The following is a 23499-nucleotide window of genomic DNA, read 5'->3' as shown; positions in this document are numbered from 1 at the left end:
TTTTGGACATGCGATTGATTGGTATTTTCCTTCTTTTATTGATTTCAATGCAAGCTAGCTTTGCCCAGACTAGCGTAGGAATCAGAGGAGGATATTCAACTTCTTCCTATAGCTATCGTGCTACTCCGGGATCAAGAGCAAGTTCGGTACCTGGAATCGGACGTCAGACTTTCGCATTTGTCTTTGAATACTTTAGTGCAAAAAACGCAGGAATTGAGGCCAATCTTCAGTACCTGAGTATTGGATTTGCAGAAGAGAATGGGGCGGATGATCCTATTTTGATCAATGAAACAGAATTCAATTATTTGAAAATGCCTTTGCTTTCCAGTTTTTTTATCGGGAAGTCCGGGCGCTTTCAAATCAAAGTTGGTCCACATTTTGGCTATTTATTGAATGCTAAGGATCTTCGTCGGGAGTTTGAAAATTCAAGTTCCATAATCCTTCCCACTTATGGCGGTGAGGACGATCAACCTAGAAAGTTGATGTATGGAATCACTGCCGGAGCTGGGATTTCTAAGCTTTTTGGAAAAAGCACCTTAGCGGGTGAAGTGCGATTTGCCTACGATTTCACAAATCCAGAAAATCTGGACCGAGTTTTCGAGATTTCCTCAACCAATCTGGAATTCACATTAGCCTATCTTTTCCAGATTAAAAAATTAAAACAAAAGGAGTAAGGCAGTGGGCAGTGGGCAGTAAGCAGTTTGCAGTTTGCAGAGCTCTCAGACCGAAGTAAGTTTTCAGACTTCTGACTTCAGACTTCTAATTTTTTTCTGGACTTGTCCTATATTTTACTTTTTCTCCGACTTATCGATGTAAATGAATCGAAACACGCTCCAACAACTCCTCCAATCCCATCATCGGGAAGCCTATATCTGGGCAAGGCAGTGTTGCGGTTTTGATTCGGACTTGGCAAAAGATATCCTTCAGTTGACTTATTTGAAGATCCTGGAGGGAAAGGCAAAACTTTCTGATTCCTCAAAAGCCAAAACATGGCTTTTCTCTGTCATTCGATTTACCGCGGTGGACGAGCTTCGAAAAACAGGAAGAACACTTCCACTGGACGAGGACTATGAGTTGGTCGATCTACCGGAGGAAGTCGATTACACCGATTACGATGCGATCATCAAGTTGCTTCCAAGCATGCAGCAGCAGGTCATCCTGATGGTTTTCTATCATCAGATGACTATTGAGCAAAGTGCTGAAGTATTACAGATTCAACTCGGCACGGCCCGAACGCACTACGCACGGGGTAAGAAAAAATTAAAAGAATTGATTTTAAAATCACAAACAGAAGCGAACCATGGAAAATGACGATTTGATCAAAAGCTTCTTTGAGGACATGCGGACCAAAGACCAAAATCTGGAAATTCCGGCATTCCCCAAACCTAAAACCCGCTCTATTAATTGGATCATTCCAGTAGGAATAGCAGCAAGTCTATTCCTGGCAGGATTTCTCTTCTTTGAAAAAGAGCCTGAAGCCGAAGCTCCAGCCGAAGTAATCATCATTACCCTTGAGGAAGGCCCAAATCAGGAACAGCAATTTAAAATTCAAGAATCCACCTATTTGGATACCTGGGAATCTGGTACCTCATCATTATTAACCGAATTCTAAACCAACTTATTATGAAACATTTACTGCTCATACTATTCCTGCTCAGCTCCAGTCTGACTTTTGCACAAGATATCTTTCAGAAAAATCTGTATTCTGCAGACCGAATCATGGAGAATCGCGAAAAGCTTGAACTTACTGATGCGCAAGCTGCTAAAATCAAGAAAATCCATGCCGATAATGCTGGAGAATTCAGCGCCCTGAAATGGGATCTTGATGCAGCTACCGCCCGATTGAAATCCATGCTGGAAGAATCGAAAATCGATCCTTCTTTAGTCAATAAGCAAATGGATGAAGTACTCCGATTAGAGGGGCAGCTGAAGAAAAAGCAACTAAATACGCTTGTGGCAATCAAAAATGAATTGACAAGTCCGCAGCAAAAAATGCTGGAATACAATGGAATAACTAGGTTACAAGGAACTACACTTTTATCTGGAACACCTAATTCTAACCAACTAAAATCCTCCAATTTCCGAGTAGGTCAGCCGGCTTACGGTTTCGCGCCTAAAGTCACTATCGAAGCAGAAAATAGTAACCCAGACACTTCTCCACTCTATATCGTAAAATCAAATAATACAAATCTTACTATTCCACAAGGAGCCTTGGAGAAAATTAATCCACATGACATTGAGAGCATTAACGTATTAAAAGACAAAGCTGCTACGGATCTTTATGGTGAAAAAGGCAAAAATGGAGTCATCATCATCACGTTAAAAAAGGATAAGAAGTAATCATTTCGAAAGAATTATTATGGTTTAAATCGAAAAAAGGAAGCTCAATTGGGCTTCCTTTTTTTATTGGATTTTCATATTTGATGGATTCATTCTGGTTGGAAAAAAATCTGTCACAAATACTTTTTGAGCTTGCTCGTCTATGTAAAACAGGATCTTCAATTCGAAATATCTCGTCTCCTTAAAAAGGATAAATCGATAAACCCGGTCCATACTTTTGATAGAACTGTCTTTTGTACCCCTGAAAGGATTGATGGAAATGGATCTAACGGTTTTTAGCAATCCAGCCTCTATCTCAATGGCTCTCGAAATACTAAAGTTCTTTTCAATATATCCCAAGATCTCATCTTGAAATCTATACATAGCCGGATTTGTGACTATAACTTCGAAGACCTCTTTTTCAGCCATTCTTGATTTGATCTAGCAAACTCGTCGAGCGTTGAAACTTCTCCCTTTTCTATAGCTTCCAAAGATTCATTCAGTCGACTTTGCATTTCCTCCTGAACAAGGATGTTCTCAATTCTTTCCAAGGTAGAAGCTTTCTCAACTTTCATCACTCGCTCAATGAGTTCTAACTTAAGAGTTTCTAGGGTCATTTTTCAATCTTTATTTGATACTATAATGTACAAATCTTAGCGCTCAAAAGTTTTCTGAGCTTCCTTTTTTTGATTCTAACTCTTTCTGAATTCCTTCCAGGTTTTCCAAGTGTAGTAAAAAACCAACCAGAAAACGGCAAGAATAAAAGCAAGCTGAATGCCTACAAAAAGAAGATAGCCGAAGGTTTCCAAATAGTTCATAACCAATGATTTTTTGAATTAGGAATTTAGTGTTTTTTCTATGATGAGCAATTCGGATTTTTATTTTTAGTCACGCTACGACGCAGCGGCACAGCGGATTAGATTAGAATTCTTATTCCAAGGGTAATTTTAATTCTCATCAAACTCCCCAATGAATGCATCAGAAATAAGTTTACCAAAACGTTGCCCCGCCGCGTCGCCGCGAGAAATCAAAACCTGCCACCATCTCCGAATGGGTCCACCAAAAAAACCTCAATCCAAAAATTTCCACCTGGCTTGATGATCTTTTTTTAACGGATTCCCAGTCACTTTCGCCCGAAGGATTTCGATCGACATCGTATTTTGCATCAGGATCAAATCATGGAATTCCTTCTCCCCCATTTTACCCGAATTGACCATCTCATCGCGAAGCGCGTAGATTTCCAATGCTCCAATCATATAAGCAATCTGGTAAAGCGGACCATAACTTCCCTCAAAAGATCGTCGAACTTCAGCTTCCGCATTCGCGCGCTCATGCCCTACCTTGTCCACAAGCAAATCGATGCATTCTTGTGGCGTCATATTTCCTAAATGATAATTCAGCGAAAAGATGATCCGAGCACATCGGTGCATTCTCCAAAAAAGCATCCCCACTTTATCCTTGGCATCTCGTGGGAAATCTCGGTCCCAAAGGACAAACTCCCAATAAAGCGCCCAGCCTTCGGTCCAGAATGGCGTACGGAAAATCCTACGATGCGTCATGTAGCGCTGATTCATGAACTGCTGCAGGTGATGCCCGGGAATCAGTTCATGCTGTACTGTCGCTCTCGAGAAATGCGGATTATTTCCACGCATGGACATCATTTTATCTTCAAAACTCATCTCCGTGGTCGGATAAGCAATCTGAATCACTTCCCCACCCAAAAAGAAAGGACTGACCCGCTGTCGCTCCGCTGAAATCATAATTGTTCGCCAAGTCTCTTTTGCCAAAGCAGGAACCGTCACCAGATCGTTGGACTCCATGTAATCTGTCGCTTCCTCTGCCAATCGAATCACCTCAGCCGGCCATTCCCCTTCCGGCAAATAGGTTTCTTTGACCATTTCCAAAGCAGCTTTCCAGTCATTTCCAAAACCCAATTCATTCGAAGCTTTCAGCATTTCCTTCTCACACCAGGCAAACTGCTTTTCGGCTTCCTTGATCAACTCCTCCGGAGAATAAGCAATCATCTCAAAGGCCAATGCATTCTCCAAAGCTTCTCTCCCGATCGGTTTTCCAATAATTCCACTTCCATCGTCTTTTACGGAATTGGTATAATGCTCACGCAACCCTTTAGCATAAGCTTTCATGGAAGCATCCAGCTTTTTCCAGGAGGCAGGCATCCACCAAGTAAATTCAGGATCATAATCGTAGTAATAGCTATAGGCCTCAGCAGTCACTTTATTCAAGGATTCTACTGCTTGGGCTGCCAAGTCAGCTTTTTGCCAACTATTATATTTTGACTGGGAAGGTAGCGCTTTCAGTTGTTGATCGATTTGCAAAGCCACCTGATTCCAACTCGCTGCCAAGTCCTGCGCCTTTGGTCTTACTGCTCTTCGTCTGCCCTTTACAAATTCTTCCAAAGGAGCTGCAAAAGCCAATACGGAAGAAATCTCTCCGAAAGCTCTTTGATCAAGATCCAACTCCGCGAGTTCCTTTTCCAAGTAATTCCTGAATAGCACATAGTCGATTTTTCCATCTTCGGAAAACGAATCGTAATTATAGGCTTGCAAGGACTTCAAATAATCTTGGTTGAAGCTTTGCATCCGCTCAAAATATTCCGCAGAAAGGGCATTCGAGTACAGGCGTCGCAAGGCACTATAATCCGCTTGGTAGGTGTTGATCATTTGCACCAACTCAGTGGCCTGCGCCAAAAAACCGGTAAAAATAAAGAGAATTACTAAGAGTGCTTTTTTCATAATGGGTTACAGCTTGGTGGTTTAAGCTCTAAAATACTAATTAAACCAACTAGTCAAATTTTTAAATTGAACCAACTCGTCACATTTTAAATTGGACCACATAGTCACATAGAAAACATAGTTTTTAGATTATTTAGAAGTGGCATGAAAGTAATTTTCTTACTAACTTTTAAAGAAAACAATGATCCTATCTAAAAAAGCACTAGATAATCTATCCTATAAGATTATGGGAGCTGCAATTGAAGTACATAGGCATTTAGGTCCAGGCTTATTTGAGAGCGTTTACCAAAAATGCTTGGCAATAGAGTTTACAAATCAAGAAATTATTTTCAGACAAGAATTTCAAGTCCCTCTTGAATACAAAGGGCAAAGAATAGACACTGAATTTAGATGTGATTTTCTTGTAGAGGAGCTGATTGTTGTGGAGCTTAAATCGGTTTCGGAATTATTACCAATTCACCAAGCTCAAGTAATCAACTATATAAACCTTCTTAAGGTCCCAAAAGGGCTTTTGATAAATTTCAATGTTGGCAATGTTTTCCATCAAGGCCAAAAAACCTTTGTAAATAAATATTATGACGCTCTAGACCCATTTTAAAGGGATTGAATTTTAGAGTTAATTAGCTAAGCTATGTGACCTATGTGGCTATGTGGTTTTAAAAAATTTCCTTTACGGTTAAAAAAAACTGAATACATACCCTCCCTGATCCCTAAACGTTCCAACCATCCGCGCCGTGTCTTTCGAGGTTTTTTTCAAATATTCTTCCCAATCTTTCGCATCTTCCAAATCGAATTTTACCTCCACCAGTTTCTCCTCAGAAAAGGAATTCATCCCACGCTTTTCATCCACCAAACCCAAATAGCTGTTTTCCGATGCCTTATAAATCTTGGCCCAGCCTTGATCTGCCGATAGCTTTAGGCCCAGATTTTCGGTTACAAAATTCTCCATTGGAAGCATATCTTTGTAATACAACCAAGTGATGCTGGCATAAAAATTAAACTCCGAACCCAAGCTCGTTGCCTGAGCTTGCAAACTTTTCAATTCAGGGATAAATCGCTCGTTTTCGGGATGCATTCGGAACATTTCAAATTCCAATAAATAGCCCTCAGGGTCTACCGCCACAAATCCATCATGTGCGCCATCCGGCTTAACTTTCAGTGTGTATTTGATTTCCACTTTTTCACTTTTAAGATGGGAATACCAAGCCTCAAGATTGTTGGTCAAAAGTGCTAATGCTACAGATTTGGCTTCCTTGCCAGAGTAGTCACTTCCTTCTAAACTTTTCAAAACCAATTTTGAATCTCCGGCGATTTGAAAGGTCGCAGAATGCTCATCTGCGGTGATCATTTTCAAACCTAATGTCTTTCCATAAAACAGCTTTGCCACTGGAAGATCATTATAAAACCAGATCAATTCTTGCCCTTTAATCCCAAAATCTTCCAAGTCTCGGAACTCCGAATTTTGCGCAAGCAAATCATTGATTCGCCAAGCTGGATATCCGAGCAATCTGCCAAAAGCTCTGGAGATTGCTTCTTTTTTGGCGCCTGAATACTCGCCTTTCGCGGCTAAATCAGCGGCCTCAGTCTTTAGCATTTGGTAGGCTTCGAGACTTTTCCCTTGATATAAAATCAGCACTTCCTTTCCCTCCACTACCGAAGAATCGAAAAGACTTGTTCCGATCAGTGCGGATTCTCTGAAAATTTCAATTTCATATTTTTCTGCCAATCGCTTTGCCTCTGGCATAAACAGGTTTAGCTCTGCCGAAGTCATCGGCTCACTAAGGGCGATGGGTTTTACCCCAGCTTGAACCATTTCCGCAAAGGATTCCAGCTGCCCAGACTCTTTCAGAAATTCCATTTTGGTACAAGAGGAAACAGCAAAAATGAAGAGAAGTAGTGCTAAAGGAGTTAAGCTTTTCATAAAAGGGAGGATTCTAATTGAATTCAAAGATAGGATTGAAGTTGCAGGAGTTTACCGAACCCGCAAGTAAAAAAACAGGCTGGAGCAACTTCCTTATAAAAACCTGCATCTAACAATTGAAAACTGCATTTATCATACCCATAAAAGGAATTAAAATCAATTTTCTTATATTCAAATTGCTAAGAGTCAGTAGGATTCTAGTTTTTTAAAAAAATCCAAACCACCATCATCTTTAAAAACCACTGCAAATGGAACTAATCATCAAGAATCTTTCGAAGACTTATGCCAATGGCGTAAAGGCTTTGAATAACATTTCTTTAACCATCCCTCAGGGGATGTTCGGACTGCTCGGACCAAATGGAGCAGGAAAATCTACTTTGATGCGAACTATCGCAACCCTTCAGGATCCGGACTCCGGAACCATTTTTTTGGATGACATCAATGTCATCGAGAATAAGCAAGCCGTCCGCGAACGCCTGGGATATTTGCCTCAGGATTTTGGACTTTATCCGCGTATTAATGCTGAAGTGATGCTCGATCACATCGCACAGATGAAAGGAATTGGGAGCAAAAGTGAGCGAAAAGCCCTTGTGGAAAACCTATTACAAAAGGTAAACCTATACTCCCATCGGAAGAAAGGTCTAGGCACCTACTCCGGAGGAATGCGCCAGCGATTTGGGATTGCCCAAGCGCTTGTAGGAAATCCATCATTGATCATTGTAGATGAGCCTACCGCTGGACTCGACCCTTCGGAGCGAAATCGATTCTACAATTTACTCTCTGAAATCGGTGAAAATACAGTGGTGATTCTATCTACTCATATCGTGGAAGATGTGAACACCCTTTGTTCCAATATGGCGATCATCTGCCAGGGCGAAGTATTGATGCAAGGAAAGCCTGCAGAAGGAATAGCCTCGGTCAATGGAAAGATTTACAAGAAGTCCATCGAAAAGTCAGATCTCGGAATCTACCGGGAAAAGTATTCAGTGATCTCCACCAAACTTTTGGAAGGCAAGCTCAGCTTGCGTATCGAGAGTGAAGAAAATCCAGGTGATGGATTCATTCCGGTTCCGGCTGATTTGGAAGATGTGTACTTCAGCCATATTTCTAAGAAAGTAGATCCGATCACCATATAAGCCCGTTATGTTTTTAGATATTTTCATATTTGAACTGAAATATAGATTCAGTCGCCCGGCGACCTATATCTATTTTGGGATGCTACTGATCGTTCCATTGCTTTTGGTGGGATTTGGTAATACTCCGGCCTCGGAGAAGGTCTTTCATAATGCTCCTATTGTGATTGCCAACCTTCAATTATTGATTTCTATTTTCGGGATTTTGATCGCTTCGGCGGTGATGGGAGTACCGATCTACCGAGATCTCGAGCATAAGACAGGAACTTTCCTCTTTAGCTACCCTATTTCCAAGTTTGCCTATTTTATGGGGAGGTTTTGGGGTTCTTTTGTCACCCTCATGTTTATCTCCTTTGGTAGCATAGTGGGATTTTATCTGGGCACGCTTCTCGGGCCACTTTTTGGGACAGACGCACTACGCTATGGTCCAAATCTCTTGATGAATTACCTGCATCCTTGGCTCACGCTTTCCCTTCCAAACTTGTGGCTGGCGAGTACTTTATTCTTTGCATTGATCGTGTTTACCAGAAATATCAAATCCATCTATTCAGGGGGAATCGTGGTATTTATCATTTATCTCTTGGCAAATTTTCTTGCTCAGGATATTGAAAACAAGGATTTGGTGGAGATTATGGATCCTTTTGGGATCAATACCTTCAACTTCCAGACCCGCTACCTGACTCCTTATGAGCAGAATAGCTTCATTTTACCGATTGAAGGAAACCTACTGATCAATCGACTCCTTTGGGTTGGAGTAGGATTTGTCTTTTTTATTGCTGCATACTGGCGCTTTAGCTTTACTTATTTCTTCCAAACACAACAGAAAAAATCCAAAGCTGAGAAAGAAGAAGCAAGCACTCCAATGCTTCAAAAAGTAATCGCAAAAGCAAGCTTTGCCGGAAATTACCAATGGAACAGTTTCAAAACGCTTTCCAAAATCGAGTTTCAGAATATCTTCAAAGACATTTACTTCAAGTCGATCTTGCTAGGAGGATTAGTGTTTTTGATTTTGGATTTTTGGATTGGAAACACCCTGTATTCGGTACCTAATTTTCCCTCCACATCCTTTTTGATGGAGTACAAAACCTTTGATTATAACCTCTTCGTGTTTATCATCATTGTGTTTTTTACCGGTGAAAGTTTACACCGAGATAAGTCATCCGGATACTCCGTCATCAACGATACTTTTCCAGTCAAAGATGGAACCGTAATCGCCTCGAAGTTTGCCGGAATGGCATTTATCTGTTTGATGCTGGCAACTATTCCAATTATTGTTGGCTTGGTAGTTCAGACACTGAAAGGCTATTTCAATTATGATATCGGGGTTTACCTAGTCGATAGCTATTTGATTTCCCTTCCTGATTACCTGCAAATGGTGATGCTGGTCTTTGCAGTCCACTTAGTGGTGAATAACAAATTTGCGGGCCACGCTGCTGCCATCGGGATTTGGCTGGTGATGATTGTATTCCGTGATTTTGCGGGATATAATTTCAATATGTTCTTCTTCTCCTACAAGCCAGGCTACCGCTGGAGTGATATGAATGGCTTGGGGCATTTTGGCGAACCTTTATTTTGGTTTAACCTTTACTGGACTGCAATTGGGCTATTTCTGATTCTCTTCTTCAGTATTTTCTATAGCCGAGGTACCGAGAATTCTTTTAAAAACACATGGAAAACTGCCAAGAGCAGAATGACCCAAAAGACCTCTATCGCAGCCTATGGATTCCTGATTATTGGTATTGCAGCAGGAGCCTATATTTTCAATTCGGTGGTTTATGAAAATGGCTATCGAACAGGGGATGAAGGTGAATTAAGACAAGTGGCCTATGAAAAGCAGCTGAAGCAATATGAGTTTATGCCTCAGCCAAAAGTTACCAAGGTGAATCTCAAAGCGGATCTTTATCCCATGGAGCGAGATGCCTATTTCGAAGCGGAAGTGCAGATGGTGAACAAAACCAATGAACCGATCGACTCGGTACATTTCAACAGCACGAGCTTGACGGATTTTGAGATTCTTTACCAAGGAGAACCTTTGCCTTACCGCTTCCCGCTAGTCTATGAAGCTGCCAAATTCCAGATTTTTGGCAAAAAGCCAGAACGTGAATGGTATAAAATTACGGCCTTACCTCAGACGATGATGCCAGGCGACACACTGAATCTTGTGGTCAAAAGCAAAGTCATCAATGATGGGTTTCCTAATTCTGGTTTTGGTCGGGAGCTGGTTTACAATGGAAGCTTTATCGCTGGTGGAATGCCGGAGATTGGCTATTCTGCAGACGGGGAACTGAGCAGTGACGAGAAGCGTCGGGAATACGAACTTCCTGAAAAGCCTGAAGATCTTCCTCCACATGATGATCCATATGGTAGAAACACACTCTTATTCGCTGATGAAGCAGATTTGATTCAGTTTGAGGCGACAGTAAGTACCATTCCGAGTCAGATTGCCATCGCCCCAGGTTACTTACAGAAAGAATGGATCGAAGGTGATCGACGCTACTTTCATTACATTCAGGACACTCCAATTCAGGCATTTTTCTCGGTACTTTCTGCCGAGTATGAAGTACTACGAGACAAGACAACCTTGCCGTCCGGAAAGGAAATCGACATCGAAATCTATTATCAGAAAGGCCATGAGTACAATTTGGACCGCTTTGTCAGTTCCTACAAAGACGGCTTGACCTACTTCTCGGAAACCTATGGAGACTTCCAGTTCCGGCAGATGCGAATCTTGGAATTCCCACGCTATGCCGGTTTTGCGCAGTCATTCCCGAATACGGTGCCCTTTGCAGAAAGCTTCGGTTGGGTCGCTGATTTCTCAGATCCGAATAGCTTCGATTATGTGTATTACGTGACTGCCCATGAGCTGGCGCACCAGTGGTGGGGGCATCAGATCACTCCAAACTATACCCGAGGAGCGAATTTGACTTCGGAGGCTTTGGCAGAATTCTCGGCCTTGATTCTTTCGGAGCGAAAATACGGCAAGGAGAATATGAAGCGATTCCTGAAGGACGAACTGGATGATTATCTCAGTGGTCGATCGAATGAAGGCAAAAAGGAAAATGTCTTCATCAACTGCAACCGTCCTTACCAGTGGTATAATAAAGGAAGTTTGATTCTATACGGGTTGCGCGACCTGATCGGTGCAGATGCAATGGATTCGGCACTCTATAATTTCAACAAGGAATTCGGATTACGTCAGGCACCACCATTCCCTGGAAGTTCAGATTTATATCGGCACCTGGCAGCGAAGACGCCAGATAGCTTGATGTATTACCTGGATGATACCTGGAATAAGATCACGCTTTATGATAATAAAGCTCAAGAGGTAAATGCCACAAAAATCTCCGATGGAGAATATGATGTAACGATCAAATTCAGCTCTCAGAAAATGTATGCAGATGGTTCGGGGATGGAAACCAATGCAACATACGATGGAGACTACATTGATATTGGGGTCTTTGCCGCAGATGACAAAGATGAGCAGGGAAAAGATCGCGTAAATACGCTCTACCTACAGAAATACAAGATTAAGCCCGGTGAAAACACCTTAACTATTAGAGTCAAAGGTGAACCGGCCAAAGCGGGCATTGATCCGCTGAATAAGCTGATCGATCGACTCCCGGATGACAATACGGTGACGGTGGAAATCGAGTAATAAAAAAAGCCATGTTCAATCAGTGTTGAACATGGCTTTTTCTTTTGGCTTAGCTTATTTTTTTTTCCTAAGTATGGTCACTAGGACAAGAACAAATACTGCTGCTCCTACAACCCATACCCATGTCTGCTCATACCATTCAGGTTTACCGATATTTATGTCAATATCGAGTCCGCCATCTTGAGCATAAGAAGTCAGGCTTACAGACATTGCTAGAATAAACATGAAAATATTTTGCGAGTATTTAACGAGTTGGGTTTTCATAGATGTTTGTTTTGACCTTAGAAATCCAAACCGAATGCCTTTTTTGAAAAACCTGCTATTTCGAGTTAGCGACAAAATCTTAACTAATTGAATATCTATCACTTAAAATCATATTAGATGGGTTTTTAGAAAAATATAGGGAGATAGTAATTTATAAAAACTCAAGATTACTACCCTAAATTGGGGAATATAATGCTCGGGAATTCCACATTTCAAGAAGTAATTACCCAAGGATTATTGTGAAAAGACATCTTAAAAAACTTCACCCTTGAGACTATACTATCATCAAACTCCTGACGTTTTTAGCCTGAATTAAGGAAAATTACTTTATTGATTACCGTAAGAATGGTTTAATCTTTGCTCCGGACCCAATTAATTCTCCCAAAAAAATCGACTCTCCGTAGACAATGCAACTACAAAACTCTCGTGTTATACAACTTGCCCTAATTTTCATCCTTATTTCGGCAGGTGCGCTCGCGACACAAGTGTATATGCCTGAGTTGAAAAAACAATTAAAAGAAACCTATACCGCTCTAATCACCCAGCCTAAAGCTTCTGCCATCGAGCGGGATGAAGCCCTGCCCATCCCCTTGGAACTACCCGAAATTTCCGTTGCTCCACCTAGAACAGCGCCGGTAATTACCAAGGAATACGACAATCACCTCTATGCAGGAGAAAATAATGGCTTCGGTTTGATTGAAAATGAAGATCATTTTAATCAACTCACCGAAAGCAAAAGGCTAGTCTTAATTAATCAGGGAACTGGCTATGAAGTGATGAAATTGACTCACAGCTATCCTTACATCACACCACAGGCTAAAATTGTCTTGGAGGAACTTGGACAAGCATTTCAAAATCTGACGAGTTCAAAAAGTTACTTTACCCTTACCTCGGTAACTCGTACTCCCGAACAGCAGAACAGTCTTAGAAAGAGAAATAGAAATGCCACTTCCGGGGTCAGCTCCCACTCTTATGGCGTCTCATTCGATATCTCCTACATTAGATTTAATGGAAAGAAAGGCTCCAACCGAGCTGCTCAAAAAAAGCTTGAACTGATTCTGGATGAATTTCAAAAAGCGAATAAAATCTTCTTTATCAAAGAACGAAAGCAGAGTTGCTACCATATCACAGTAAGGTAATTGCATTGGATTTTTCTTACTAAGTGTAGAGTGATTGCTTAATCCCAAGCAGAATTTTTCAGGACTTCAGGAATTATTTCTGCTGTTGATTAAATTGAGAAAGTAAGAACAAAATAATCAGTCCATTTTTTTGAGATACCATTTGAGATTTTTTTGGTGATATTAGATCTTATTAAAAACCCTCGAGAGATGAAAGACAATGCACCACAAATAGATCCCTATTTAGCCAATCACTACATCCATCGAAGCAATTGGCTGAGAGCCGCAGTACTTGGAGCGAATGATGGAATTCTATCCACCGCAAGTCTCGCCATTGGGGTTGCCGCTGCCAGCGATTTGAGAGATCCGATTGTCCTAGCAACCTTGGCTGGATTAGTGGCTGGAGCCTTATCCATGGCCGCCGGAGAATACGTCTCAGTCAGCTCTCAAACTGATGTGGAGAAGGCCGACATTCAACGGGAAAAAGTTGAATTAAAAGAAATGCCAGAACTCGAATTACAACGATTGGCAGAAATCTACGAGAAACGTGGCCTTAAAAAAGAAACTGCGCTGACTGTGGCAAAAGAACTCACCGCAAATGACGCCTTGGGGGCGCATATCCGGGATGAATTAGGACTCAATGAAGTAAGTCAAGCTAAGCCTATTCAAGCCGCTATCGCCTCAGGAGCTGCCTTCAGCGTAGGCGGATTACTTCCATTTTTGGTCACCCTCTTTCTTCCCTTGGAAGGAATGGAATATTCGCTTTATGGATTTGCCCTATTTTTCCTGATTATTTTAGGAGCTTTGGCGGCAAAAACCGGCGGTTCACCTATTGGAAAAGCGATCCTTCGGATTACCTTTTGGGGTACAGTCGCCATGGGATTGACGGCTCTAGTGGGCTACGCATTCCATGTGAATGTGGCTTAAGAAAAAGATTTATATGATTATCCGCAAAGATGCCATTAGGCTTATTTTCTTAGTTTTACTGGATGGATGACAGATGACAGAAGTCGCCTAAAACCTAGAGTTTAGCTTATTATTTGCTGCTTTAAGATCTTCACTGGCAGAAAAGCAGATATCCATAAAGGTTTAAATATGAAATCAGTCACCGTAGTTGGTTCTGGAATTATTGGCTTGACCACGGCAAGAAGTCTTCAGGAAGCGGGGTTTCAAGTGAGGATTCTAGCTAAAGAAAAATTTGCCACTACCCTTTCCAGCAAAGTGGGAGCGATCTGGTTTCCTTTTGAAATAGCACCTAAAGAAAAGTCTAATGTCTGGGCCTCCCGGGCCTTTTATAGATATCAGGAAGAAATCAACCCAAAAAACGGAGTCACCTTTATTCCTTTTATCAATGCCTATACATCCGAATCAAATAACGAATGGGTACAGCAACTGCCTCCTGGATCAGTTCATGAAGTCCCAAAAGAGAAACTTCCAAACGGAATGGATCAAGGGTTAATTTCTGAAGTTCCTTTGGTTGAGCCGGGTCTTTATTTACCTCATTTGTTTGAAGCCTTTCTAAGCAATGGCGGTACTTTTCTTCATGAGGAGATTTTTTCTTTAGCAGAAATGGCAGCACTGGATCACTGGGTGGTAAACTGCACGGGTCTTGGTGCCAAAGCTATCTGTCAGGATGAAGAATTGTATCCAATACGAGGGCAGATATTACGATGCAGCAAATTGAAAGAGCAATCATTTGCCGATCCCACTAAAAAAGGAGCCCTACTTTATTTAATCAATCGAAGTGAAGATGCGGTGATTGGTGGCACGGACTATGATCAAGACTGGAATGAGTCGGAAGATCCGAAGGACACTGAACTCATCTTGGATCGATTGAAAAAATCAGGCATTCACCAAGAACCGGAAATTTTAGAAGTGTTGGTCGGACTTCGTCCAAAGCGAAGCGCCGTTCGCTTCGAGTTTGACCCTGATTACCCCACAGTCTTTCATAATTATGGTCATGGAGGAGCTGGATTCACTGTCGCTTGGGGATGCGCTTTGGAACTTGCTGAAATTATAAAAAAAGAAGCGCTAAGCTCCTGATCTGAGTTGATTCAGACCAAGAATCTTAGCGCTTGAAAAGCCTTTGAATTAATTCAGGCTGGCAATAAAATTATCCACCACCAAACTCAAATACTCATTAAGTGCCTGTTGCGTTTTTGCTTTGAAAGCAGCTGGGTCAGCTTTTACTTGATGTGATACTTCCAGTTCCTTATTATTGGTATAGGATACTCCCGCATAGGTAGCGTTGTAACTTCTATCCGGAGTGACATATTCCTTAAACTTCTTTTCCTCCATTACTCCCGGAATTTCAACGCCACCTTTTGGACTATAGGATAAAATGGAATTTGCCCCTGCTCCATTCATTCCGCCTTTCCAAACGATCCTCGCTACTACAGGGGAAACTTCTATTTTCGACCCAAAAATCCCCTCTGCAGATTTTGCGATCGCAGACTCCGGCAATTGGTAATTGACTACCCCTTTCATTTTGGTGGCATCTGTTACAAGCGAACTGTTCCCTTCAATCGTTACAAATTGGAAACTGATATTTGCTTCAAAAACAGGGATATCACCCATTTCTTTCGAAAGCTTCGGCGTGGTATCCAAGAAGGTGCCTTTGGTTTTTCCCTTGTTATCTATCTTTTTAACATAGTAATCAAAACCGGCAGGCACTGTAGAAACATAACCAATCAATTGTGCTTTGGATGGTGTACCCCCAGTCATTTTGGTCCAGTCACTGTAAAATTCTGTTTGTCCGGCCTCATCTGAACTGACGATTTCAATTCCTGCATCCTGAAGTTTTTTCACCACCATAGCATAAGCATTATTGGTGATTTCCTGCATGACATCAATTTCCACTCCAGTCATACCAACAGCCATCTCTGCGCTAGTTTTACCTCCGGCACTTGCTTCTGAACTAGCGGCAACCAATTGGTAATTCACAAAGAATTGATTGAGATAAATTTTCTTAGGAGCATCCTTTAATTTTTTTTCACCGTAGCTGTTATCGCTGATATTTTTTTCGGTTACAAGTTGCCCATTAGCCAAAGTACAAACGAAAAAAGCAAAGATTAATAAAGTATTTTTCATGGTTTCGAATTTTTATGTTCTATTTTATACAAATGACATAATTAATAACCCTTGTTTCAATAAGGTCGATTAGGTATTTTGGCATACCTAATGGTAGGTATATAAGCTAAAATCTATCGCATTGAGAGTTCTCTGCATTTTGTTTTTTTGTCTCTATAGTTTTGCCTCCTTTGGACAAACTGAACTGATTGACAGTCTTCAAAACATTTTAAAAAATCAACCCGATGACTCGACCAAAGCTTCTGTGTTGGGTGATCTCTGCTGGCATTTGAAATATTCAGACCCACCTAAAGCCCTGGAATATGGGCACGAATCCATTCAGATTTCTGAGAAAAATGGATACAAAGCTCTACAGGCATATGCCTCCAATAATGTAGGGGTGGTTTTCTGGGCTAAATCCGATTATGATTCTGCGGCGTATTACTTGGATAAAACCCGCGAATTGTACACCTCTCTCGATAATGAACGTGGTGTGGCAGTAACATCAGTGAACTTGGGACTTATACTCCAAAACAAAGGAGATTATGATGCCTCCCTTGAATATCAGTTAGAGGCTCTTCGCATCGTATCTAAATTAGATGATCAGGGTCTGAAAGGAAGTGTCTTAACCAATATTGGAAATGTGCATTTCCTGAATGAAAAGTTCGATAAAGCAAAGACCTATTATTTCGAGGCGCTCGAATTCAAAAAGTCCCTGCCTGATGATGATTTCAGACAAAATATTCAAAAGACCCTGTTGAATATCGGTAATGTCTATGGAAGACTGGACGCACAGGATTCCGCAATTTATTATTATCAGGAAGCGCTTCCCTATGCAATCAAAGCCAATGACTCCAAAAGTCAGGCCCTCGTTTATACTGACCTGGGACATGCTTTTTCTAAAAAGAAAGAATACAATTCGGCCGGCGATTATTTCAAAAAGGCCTTAGCAGTTTATTCCGAAGGGAAATACGAAAATGATTACGATCAGTCCATTCTACTCTGGTCTATGGGAGAAAATGAATTGCGGAGAAATAATATTTCTGCTGCCGTCACCCTTGCCGAGCAAAGTCTAGCCCTTTCCAAAAAAATTGAAAACCTCAATCGCCTGCGGGATAGCTATGGACTTTTGGCAGAAGTCTATGAAGCCAACAATCAATTTGGGCCCGCCTTGCAAGCCCACAAATTTCATAAAATCTACGAAGACAGTTTGCTGAATATTGATACCAATTCCAAGATCGCCGAACTTGAAACCAAATACGAAACCGAGAAAAAAGATCAACAGATCTTACTATTAGATCAGGAAAACAGCCTTCAAAAAGCCACTAATGATCGGAATACCCTTTTAATAGTTGGGCTGCTTCTCGTCTTATTGCTGTTGATCCTGATCTTCTACCTCTGGCGAAAGCAATCCCGTATCAACCAGCAAAAAGTGCTGAGTGAGCAAAAAACCAGACTTCGGGAAGCACAGATTCAGGCGGTCATTTCCAGTGAGGAAAAAGAACGCAAGCGCTTTGCATCCGACCTCCATGATAGCATGGGGCAGCTGGTCTCAGCCCTGACCATGAATATTCAGGGCTTGAAAAAAACAAGCAATGATCCATTGGTACGCCATGAAATTGTCGATAACTCCACTGTTTTACTAAATGATATACAACGGGAGATTCGCAATATCGCCTTCAACCTGATGCCTCAGGTACTCACTAAGGAAGGCTTGATCCCAGCTTTGGAAGAACTCTGTGGTCGAATATCCAAATCAAATCAGGTCAAAGCGAGCATTCAGTCCTTTGGGATGGATACCAGGATGAATGAAGTCTTTGAAATTTCCCTTTACCGCATCCTGCAGGAGTGGGTTTCAAATGTGCTGAAGTACTCGGGCGCAACCGAGCTGCTGATTCAGTTTGTCTCGCATGAAAATGAAATCGTCATCACAGTAGAGGACAATGGGGCCGGATTTGACTTGAAGACCTTCGAAAACAGCAGCGGAAATGGCTGGAGAAATATCAACACCCGACTCAATCTGATCAAAGGCACGCTCGACATCGACACCCAACCTGGAAGAAGAAATAGCACCTTGATGCTCAGTATTGATCCAAAGCTAGCCTTTACCCCAACTCAGGTAGCGGTGAATACCTAGTCATAGGTATTGAAATAGCGATTAAACGCCACTTAATTTGTAATAAAAAAAATGTTGCGTTTATTTAAAAGTATGGTAACTAATCTGACTGTGAATAAGTCTCAAATACTTTTAGTAGATGATCATCGAATTTTACTGGAAGGTACTGCCAGTTTGCTGTCTGGTCTGGAAGATTATGAGGTCGCCGCAACTGCAAGCAGCGGCAAAGAAGCCATTGCGCTCCTGAAGTCTCAGGAATTTGATATCCTGGTGACGGATTATGAGCTTCCCGATTTTTCAGGCTTGGACATTATCCGAGTGGCCCATGCCATCAATCCCGACATCAAAGTGATTGTTCTCAGCATGCATGATGAGCCGGCAGTAGTCAGAGAATTACTCCAAGCGAATATCGACAGTTTTGTACTAAAGAATGACGCTCATTCCTCCCTGCTTCGCGCACTGGAAAAGGTCAGTGCCGGCAAAAAATATTTTAGTGATGAAATCTCGGAGATCCTTGTCCGGCAGCTGAATTCCCCGGAGGAGAAAAGCGAGCTTTCCCCTCGGGAAACAGAGATTATCAAGTTGATTGTCCGTGATTTTTCGACCAAGCAGATCGCTGAAGTTCTCTTTATCAGTGAAAAGACTGTGGATACCCATCGCAAAAATATCCTGCGAAAAACCGGTTGTTCCAGTCTGGTAAGTCTGGTCAATTACGCCCATGCGCATCATTTGGCTTAAGGGTTGACAATTAGGTGGTTTTTACAAAATACACCCTGTATTGGGCATTGTGAGGAGGAGGATTTAGTAGGGAAATTGAAAATCAACAAAGCGAAAAAACTTAATTTTTATTTCAAACTTTTAAAATTAGAACCCATGAACGGAAAAATCGAATTAACAGATTACATCTCGGATTTTGATGCAGCTCCCAATTCTGCTCCGGATGGAAGACCCTATCCTGAGACGCTTTTATCCATCGTACTTACTGGGACAAACCAGTCAGGAGAAGCTCCAAAACGAGTGATCATCCGATTTCGAGACGCAGAAAGATTGTCTGCAAACCCAAGTATTAGTGGATCAGACATTATCCTTGATTTACCTAAACACGATTTTGCGATGGTACAGGATATGATCGAAAAGTCCATTTTAGCCAAAAAAGACGCACTTAAACTAGCCGCCAACTATCGGGTCATTGGTAGCAATACCTGGGTAAACCTAAGTTTGAGATAAATACCTTCTGCAGTTAGATTTTTAAACCTTACTGTTTTAGTGTATGGCTTTTGATATTCCCACTATGAAAGAGTGACATCTCTTCCTCCGTTTGTGGGTTTAAAATGGCAGAAGATTGCATGGTATTTTGCGTCAGGTTTAAAACAACAGTAACGAAGGAATAATGGGGTTTTTCCAGCCAGGTGAACATATAGATTTTATCCCCAATTAGCTTGCTTTGGTAAGGATATCCTTCTCTTTTTAACCCTGCAAAATGGCCCTCAGTCCATTCATAGGTAAGAAGTCCGTCCTGAAAATCAACTTTTACTGTTCCTAAATCAGGATAATTGTAGGTAACAGAATTTTCATCAAGTGTTTGGGAATCGTTCATACTTTTTGGGTTTAAGTGAAAAAAAGAATAATAAAAAAACTAGACCAGAATAGTTGGCTTTACCTAATCGAATTGATTAATAGATAATCTAGTGAATTATAGCCAAATACTGAAATGTTTGCAGATCCTTAGGCTGAAATCCCTTTTGCCATAGTCGGTTCATTTTTCGAGGCATTTCCAGGATAATCAGCGGGATCAAAATACTTGCTATGATTGTCGATTTACAATTGGTTTTAAAAAAAAGAAATTTCCTTTACTCCACTTAAACCCTGTTTTTAAAGAAATTCTCGAACTTAGAATCCCAATACAGCAGCATGGCATTCAGCCATGGTACTAATTTTTGATATTTGGCCGTTATAAAATAGTAACCCTAAAAAAGAAGAAAGAAAAATGAAACTAATTAGAAGCTTCAGTCTCTTATTCACAATTTTAATACTTTTTAGTTGTGAGAAAATGGTCAAATCCGATGAAATAGAAGGTATAATTAGTCAAAATGATCTCGGCATACCCTTAAAAATAGATCCTAGCAACAATTATGAATTTGAAAGAATCTCGGAAAATGATCAAAGTGACAAATCACTTAGAATTCGGGTAGCAGATGAATTTTACCTACGGGGTGAAGTGAACATTGAACCCAATAAGCAATATAAGCTTTCGGTCACGTTGAAGAATGAAAGTGCCAATCCCGTGTTTATGTATTCATTTTGGAAAGGACCTAAAACCTCCGTACGAAACTATACTCTGGCCGGAGAGAATGGAAATCCTCCTACCTCAAAAACCCAAGAGATCCACAACCAATGGATCACCTTCAGTGAATTTTTTGAAGCTGAAGAAGGTGAAGATTCTTTTATGCTGGCACTTTTTTGTGAAAAGGGCGTTTTCGACCTAAAGGAGATTATAATTGAGGAGGTCAAAGAATAAAAAACGGTAGTGTCATTACCTACCGCTATGAAATAAAGCCAGTGAGAAGGTGATCTTTCACTTCCAGAAGATACCCATTTCTAAAATGCCGGTTCACCATTGTAGTTCCCCGCTGGATCATAATTACATACCAAAATGTATTTCCCATTTGGATTGATCGCTATAGCACAACCAACTTTTGTGGTATTCCTCCAGACGATCTGAGTATAATGACCACACACTTTATTTGGGATACATTTCCTAGTCCGCATATTAAAATCTGCTTTTTCACCGCCCCAACCTGTTAATACCCGCAAGTCTGGACTATCCCCATTTACAAATCCTCCGGCAAGATTTTCTCCGGAACCAGAATGCTCCAAGACCCAATCATCCCCCTGATTTTTCAAAGCAAGTTTATTAGCCCAACTCTTTGCTTTCGCCTCCAATTCTGAAGACCAAACCAAAGGAGGAACACCCACTTCCTTTCTCAACGAATTATGGGCATCCAATACTTTCTGTTGATTGAAGATTGAATTTGTACTCCCCTGAGTACTTGCGCTAGGCTGCGGACTTCTTGCTTCAGTTGTACCTCCGGAGACATTAGAAATCTCCCACATTGCACTTACCCAGCCTTCAGCTATGGTGGTGCAGTTTAGCCCGTTCTCGGTATTAAGGTAGAGCGTTGGTTTCCAGACATTTCCTATTCGATAAGAATTACTTCCCTCTATTTTATTAAGTGTCCACAAAGCGCTTAGCCATCCATTTTCAATCTGACTGGACCTCAAACTTCCGGATTCTATGTTGAGATAGGTCCCGTCCCAGGCATTCTTAATTCGGTATTGATTATTACCCGCATTTACAAATTGCCACTGAGCACTTACCCAGCCTTCCATAATATCACTCACCTGAAGCGATCTATTCTCAGTGTTAAGGTATTTGTTATTCCATTGATTCTTTATCCTTACATTTTGCTGGGCTGACAAAGTGAAACCCAAAAAACAAAAGATAGCTAGCGTTAAAAATGATAGTTTCATAAAGTTGAAGTTTAAACCTGTTAGAAAAAAATCTTAAATAATTGTATTTAAGGTACTTATAAATTTTCAAATAACATAATTTTTCAAAAGGTGTCTTGAAGTTCAATTATTGATACTTCTTTTCTTCCCGAGTTTCTATTGATTTAATCAATTCAGGTCGAGTAAGTTCAATGATCTATGCCTGTCTGTGATAAGAAGATCTACTCGAACCGGAATTAAAATCCTAAGGCCTACTGCCCCAACGATCATCTTTGGCGTAATGAAAAACAAGGTCATCCAGCATATGAAGCTCTACATACAATAGTATTCCTCTGTTGCAAAATGACCGTAGCATCAGTGCTGGATAAAATAAAAATTCCTTACCGCAAATTAGAATTGCGCAAAGTGGAGTTGGTAGACTCCATCAAAGAGGGGTATTAGAATAAATAAGAGACGTTCTTCATGAATATGCGCTTGAACTGGTGGAGGATAAGGTAACCGTGAAAGTAACTAAGGGCTGGGCTAATTTAGATCGCAAACTTCCCTGGGAATATCAATGAGTTGCTGCAAAAAATATCGTAAATTACCCTAAAGGCATTCAAGGGATAAGCAATAGCCTTAAAATCAAATCAGAATCTCAGCTTCTGATTGAGCAAAAACCTATCAGAGATGCCATTGCAAGGAGTTTGTCGATAAAAGACAATGAGTCCGAGGTAATAGTGGCCGGAACGAAGTCACTATTTGAGGAACTGTAAATTCCTGGTACCAAAAAGAAGCGACAGAACGCATCATCTTGAAAACCCCAGGGATTTGCACTTTGAAAAATGAATTAGTTTTTAATTACTTATATGTTTTTGCAAACAAGACATATTAAACAAAGAAGTAACTATTTTATCCATAAGAATCCTTCCTTAATACCCATATGATAGAATCATAACCTTTGAGGGATTCGGAATACACTTTACATCATTGGTTTAAATAGCCTTCTTTTTCTACTGAAAAAAGAAAATATCAATGAATCATCATCACTTTCTGATTTTAGAAAAATGAAATAAAGCAATGGTGAAATTGATCTTAACTGATAAAAAATATTTTTCCTTAAAAAATTAAGAGCCATGAGAACAAAAGAAGACTGGGATCAGGATATTCGGAATATCACTAATCTAATTTACCGGAAATACCCCGAGCTAACTAAATACATTTCTGAAATACCATTTAATGATCCAGGAAAAGATGAGGTCACTACCAAAGGCCTCGAAGATTACTATCATTCGCTGGAGGAGCTTGTCTATGAGTACGCCAAAACCCATGGGGAAAAAGTGCCCAGGAAAAATATTGAAAAATCAACATTACCTGGATATCCACTCTACCCACCTTCTGAGGACATCTACAGTCAAGGCAAGAAAGAAATGAATTTGAACCCTGAGGATCTTTCTAAAAACAAAAGTCCAAACGAAAAAAGACGCCCCTTGAATGAGAAAGATTTCGAGGACGATATGTCTGGGGATGATTTGGATGTGCCGGGATCAGAGTTGGATGATCAACAAGAAAGTGTGGGCAGTGAGGACGAGGAAAACAATTACTACAGTCTGGGCGGAGACAATCACGAAGATCTGGAAGAAGATAAGGGATAGGCCAAAA

The 23499-nt window shown here is 40.9% G+C and carries 23 protein-coding genes; 15 read left to right on the top strand and 8 right to left on the bottom strand.

What is annotated here, in order from left to right; genetic code table 11:
• Positions 1–8: 8 nt before the first annotated feature.
• The 4 genes from BVC88_RS03370 to BVC88_RS03355 all read left to right on the top strand — a co-directional run bounded on the left by BVC88_RS03370 (position 9) and on the right by BVC88_RS03355 (position 2340).
• Positions 9–674, top strand: a complete 666-nt coding sequence (locus BVC88_RS03370; protein WP_075349209.1) for an outer membrane beta-barrel protein — start codon at positions 9–11, stop codon at positions 672–674.
• Between the two features lie 142 nt (positions 675–816).
• The gene (locus tag BVC88_RS03365; RefSeq protein WP_075349208.1) at positions 817–1311 is read left to right on the top strand and encodes an RNA polymerase sigma factor; all 495 of its coding nucleotides are present in this window, start codon (positions 817–819) and stop codon (positions 1309–1311) included.
• Positions 1301–1612: a hypothetical protein gene (locus BVC88_RS03360; RefSeq protein WP_075349207.1), complete on the top strand. Its 312-nt coding sequence runs from the start codon at positions 1301–1303 to the stop codon at positions 1610–1612. The genes BVC88_RS03365 and BVC88_RS03360 overlap by 11 nt, the downstream gene beginning before the upstream one ends.
• 11 nt (positions 1613–1623) lie before the next feature.
• The gene (locus BVC88_RS03355; RefSeq protein ID WP_075349206.1) at positions 1624–2340 is read left to right on the top strand and encodes a Spy/CpxP family protein refolding chaperone; all 717 of its coding nucleotides are present in this window, start codon (positions 1624–1626) and stop codon (positions 2338–2340) included.
• 63 nt (positions 2341–2403) lie between these two features.
• Here the strand turns inward: BVC88_RS03355 and BVC88_RS03350 are convergent, their stop codons facing one another.
• From BVC88_RS03350 to BVC88_RS03340, 3 genes are all read right to left on the bottom strand, one after another.
• The gene (locus tag BVC88_RS03350) at positions 2404–2748 is read right to left on the bottom strand and encodes a type II toxin-antitoxin system RelE/ParE family toxin (protein WP_075349205.1); all 345 of its coding nucleotides are present in this window, start codon (positions 2746–2748) and stop codon (positions 2404–2406) included.
• Positions 2718–2936 carry a hypothetical protein gene (locus tag BVC88_RS03345; protein WP_075349204.1) on the bottom strand — a complete coding sequence of 73 codons (219 nt, stop codon included), beginning with the start codon at positions 2934–2936 and terminating at the stop codon, positions 2718–2720. Before BVC88_RS03345 ends, BVC88_RS03350 begins: the two co-directional genes overlap by 31 nt.
• Positions 2937–3389: 453 nt before the next feature.
• Positions 3390–5072 (bottom strand): DUF885 family protein, encoded by a 1683-nt coding sequence (locus BVC88_RS03340; RefSeq protein ID WP_075349203.1) that lies wholly within the window; start codon positions 5070–5072, stop codon positions 3390–3392.
• 181 nt (positions 5073–5253) lie between these two features.
• Here BVC88_RS03340 and BVC88_RS03335 point away from each other — a divergent pair, with 181 nt between their 5' ends.
• Positions 5254–5670 carry a GxxExxY protein gene (locus tag BVC88_RS03335; protein WP_075349202.1) on the top strand — a complete coding sequence of 139 codons (417 nt, stop codon included), beginning with the start codon at positions 5254–5256 and terminating at the stop codon, positions 5668–5670.
• Between the two features lie 78 nt (positions 5671–5748).
• Here BVC88_RS03335 and BVC88_RS03330 read toward each other — a convergent pair whose 3' ends face one another.
• Positions 5749–6993, bottom strand: a complete 1245-nt coding sequence (locus tag BVC88_RS03330) for a VOC family protein (protein WP_075349201.1) — start codon at positions 6991–6993, stop codon at positions 5749–5751.
• A 248-nt stretch (positions 6994–7241) separates the two neighbouring features.
• On the opposite strand from BVC88_RS03330, the gene BVC88_RS03325 reads away from it, so the two are divergent.
• Both BVC88_RS03325 and BVC88_RS03320 read left to right on the top strand, forming a co-directional pair.
• Positions 7242–8129, top strand: coding sequence for an ABC transporter ATP-binding protein (locus tag BVC88_RS03325; RefSeq protein ID WP_075349200.1), 888 nt, complete (start codon positions 7242–7244; stop codon positions 8127–8129).
• Between the two features lie 7 nt (positions 8130–8136).
• A complete protein-coding gene (locus BVC88_RS03320) occupies positions 8137–11781 on the top strand; it encodes an ABC transporter permease/M1 family aminopeptidase (RefSeq protein WP_075349199.1) in 3645 nt (1214 codons plus the stop codon).
• Positions 11782–11835: 54 nt separating this feature from the next.
• On the opposite strand, the gene BVC88_RS03315 is transcribed toward BVC88_RS03320, so the two are convergent.
• Complete coding sequence (locus BVC88_RS03315) at positions 11836–12045, bottom strand: hypothetical protein (protein WP_139316518.1); 210 nt, start codon at positions 12043–12045, stop codon at positions 11836–11838.
• 407 nt (positions 12046–12452) lie between these two features.
• Between BVC88_RS03315 and BVC88_RS03310 the strand changes: the two genes are divergently transcribed.
• The 3 genes from BVC88_RS03310 (at position 12453) to BVC88_RS03300 (ending at position 15206) form a co-directional block, all read left to right on the top strand.
• Complete coding sequence (locus BVC88_RS03310) at positions 12453–13184, top strand: DUF5715 family protein (RefSeq protein ID WP_139316517.1); 732 nt, start codon at positions 12453–12455, stop codon at positions 13182–13184.
• A gap of 189 nt (positions 13185–13373) precedes the next feature.
• Entirely contained in the window at positions 13374–14090 is a 717-nt protein-coding gene (locus tag BVC88_RS03305) for a VIT1/CCC1 transporter family protein (RefSeq protein ID WP_075349196.1), read from the top strand.
• Positions 14091–14258: 168 nt separating this feature from the next.
• Complete coding sequence (locus BVC88_RS03300) at positions 14259–15206, top strand: FAD-dependent oxidoreductase (RefSeq protein ID WP_075349195.1); 948 nt, start codon at positions 14259–14261, stop codon at positions 15204–15206.
• A 48-nt stretch (positions 15207–15254) separates the two neighbouring features.
• Here BVC88_RS03300 and BVC88_RS03295 read toward each other — a convergent pair whose 3' ends face one another.
• A complete protein-coding gene (locus tag BVC88_RS03295; RefSeq protein ID WP_075349194.1) occupies positions 15255–16253 on the bottom strand; it encodes a hypothetical protein in 999 nt (332 codons plus the stop codon).
• A 121-nt stretch (positions 16254–16374) separates the two neighbouring features.
• Between BVC88_RS03295 and BVC88_RS03290 the strand changes: the two genes are divergently transcribed.
• The 3 genes from BVC88_RS03290 (at position 16375) to BVC88_RS03280 (ending at position 19575) form a co-directional block, all read left to right on the top strand.
• Entirely contained in the window at positions 16375–18369 is a 1995-nt protein-coding gene (locus tag BVC88_RS03290; protein WP_083638988.1) for a tetratricopeptide repeat-containing sensor histidine kinase, read from the top strand.
• Between the two features lie 72 nt (positions 18370–18441).
• The gene (locus BVC88_RS21465; RefSeq protein WP_217694738.1) at positions 18442–19086 is read left to right on the top strand and encodes a response regulator; all 645 of its coding nucleotides are present in this window, start codon (positions 18442–18444) and stop codon (positions 19084–19086) included.
• 135 nt (positions 19087–19221) lie between these two features.
• Positions 19222–19575: a hypothetical protein gene (locus tag BVC88_RS03280; protein WP_139316516.1), complete on the top strand. Its 354-nt coding sequence runs from the start codon at positions 19222–19224 to the stop codon at positions 19573–19575.
• Between the two features lie 28 nt (positions 19576–19603).
• On the opposite strand, the gene BVC88_RS03275 is transcribed toward BVC88_RS03280, so the two are convergent.
• Positions 19604–19945: a MoaF-related domain-containing protein gene (locus BVC88_RS03275; RefSeq protein WP_075349190.1), complete on the bottom strand. Its 342-nt coding sequence runs from the start codon at positions 19943–19945 to the stop codon at positions 19604–19606.
• A 390-nt stretch (positions 19946–20335) separates the two neighbouring features.
• Here BVC88_RS03275 and BVC88_RS03270 point away from each other — a divergent pair, with 390 nt between their 5' ends.
• Positions 20336–20866, top strand: coding sequence for a hypothetical protein (locus tag BVC88_RS03270; protein WP_139316515.1), 531 nt, complete (start codon positions 20336–20338; stop codon positions 20864–20866).
• A gap of 80 nt (positions 20867–20946) precedes the next feature.
• Here the strand turns inward: BVC88_RS03270 and BVC88_RS21070 are convergent, their stop codons facing one another.
• Entirely contained in the window at positions 20947–21879 is a 933-nt protein-coding gene (locus BVC88_RS21070; RefSeq protein ID WP_089153054.1) for a CAP domain-containing protein, read from the bottom strand.
• A 1094-nt stretch (positions 21880–22973) separates the two neighbouring features.
• On the opposite strand from BVC88_RS21070, the gene BVC88_RS21520 reads away from it, so the two are divergent.
• A complete protein-coding gene (locus tag BVC88_RS21520; RefSeq protein WP_245803578.1) occupies positions 22974–23492 on the top strand; it encodes a hypothetical protein in 519 nt (172 codons plus the stop codon).
• Positions 23493–23499 lie beyond the last annotated feature (7 nt).

It is taken from the genome of Algoriphagus marinus, from assembly GCF_001936475.1.
GTDB classification, from domain to species: Bacteria; Bacteroidota; Bacteroidia; order Cytophagales; family Cyclobacteriaceae; genus Algoriphagus; species Algoriphagus marinus.
This window is presented reverse-complemented; position numbering and strand designations above follow the sequence as displayed.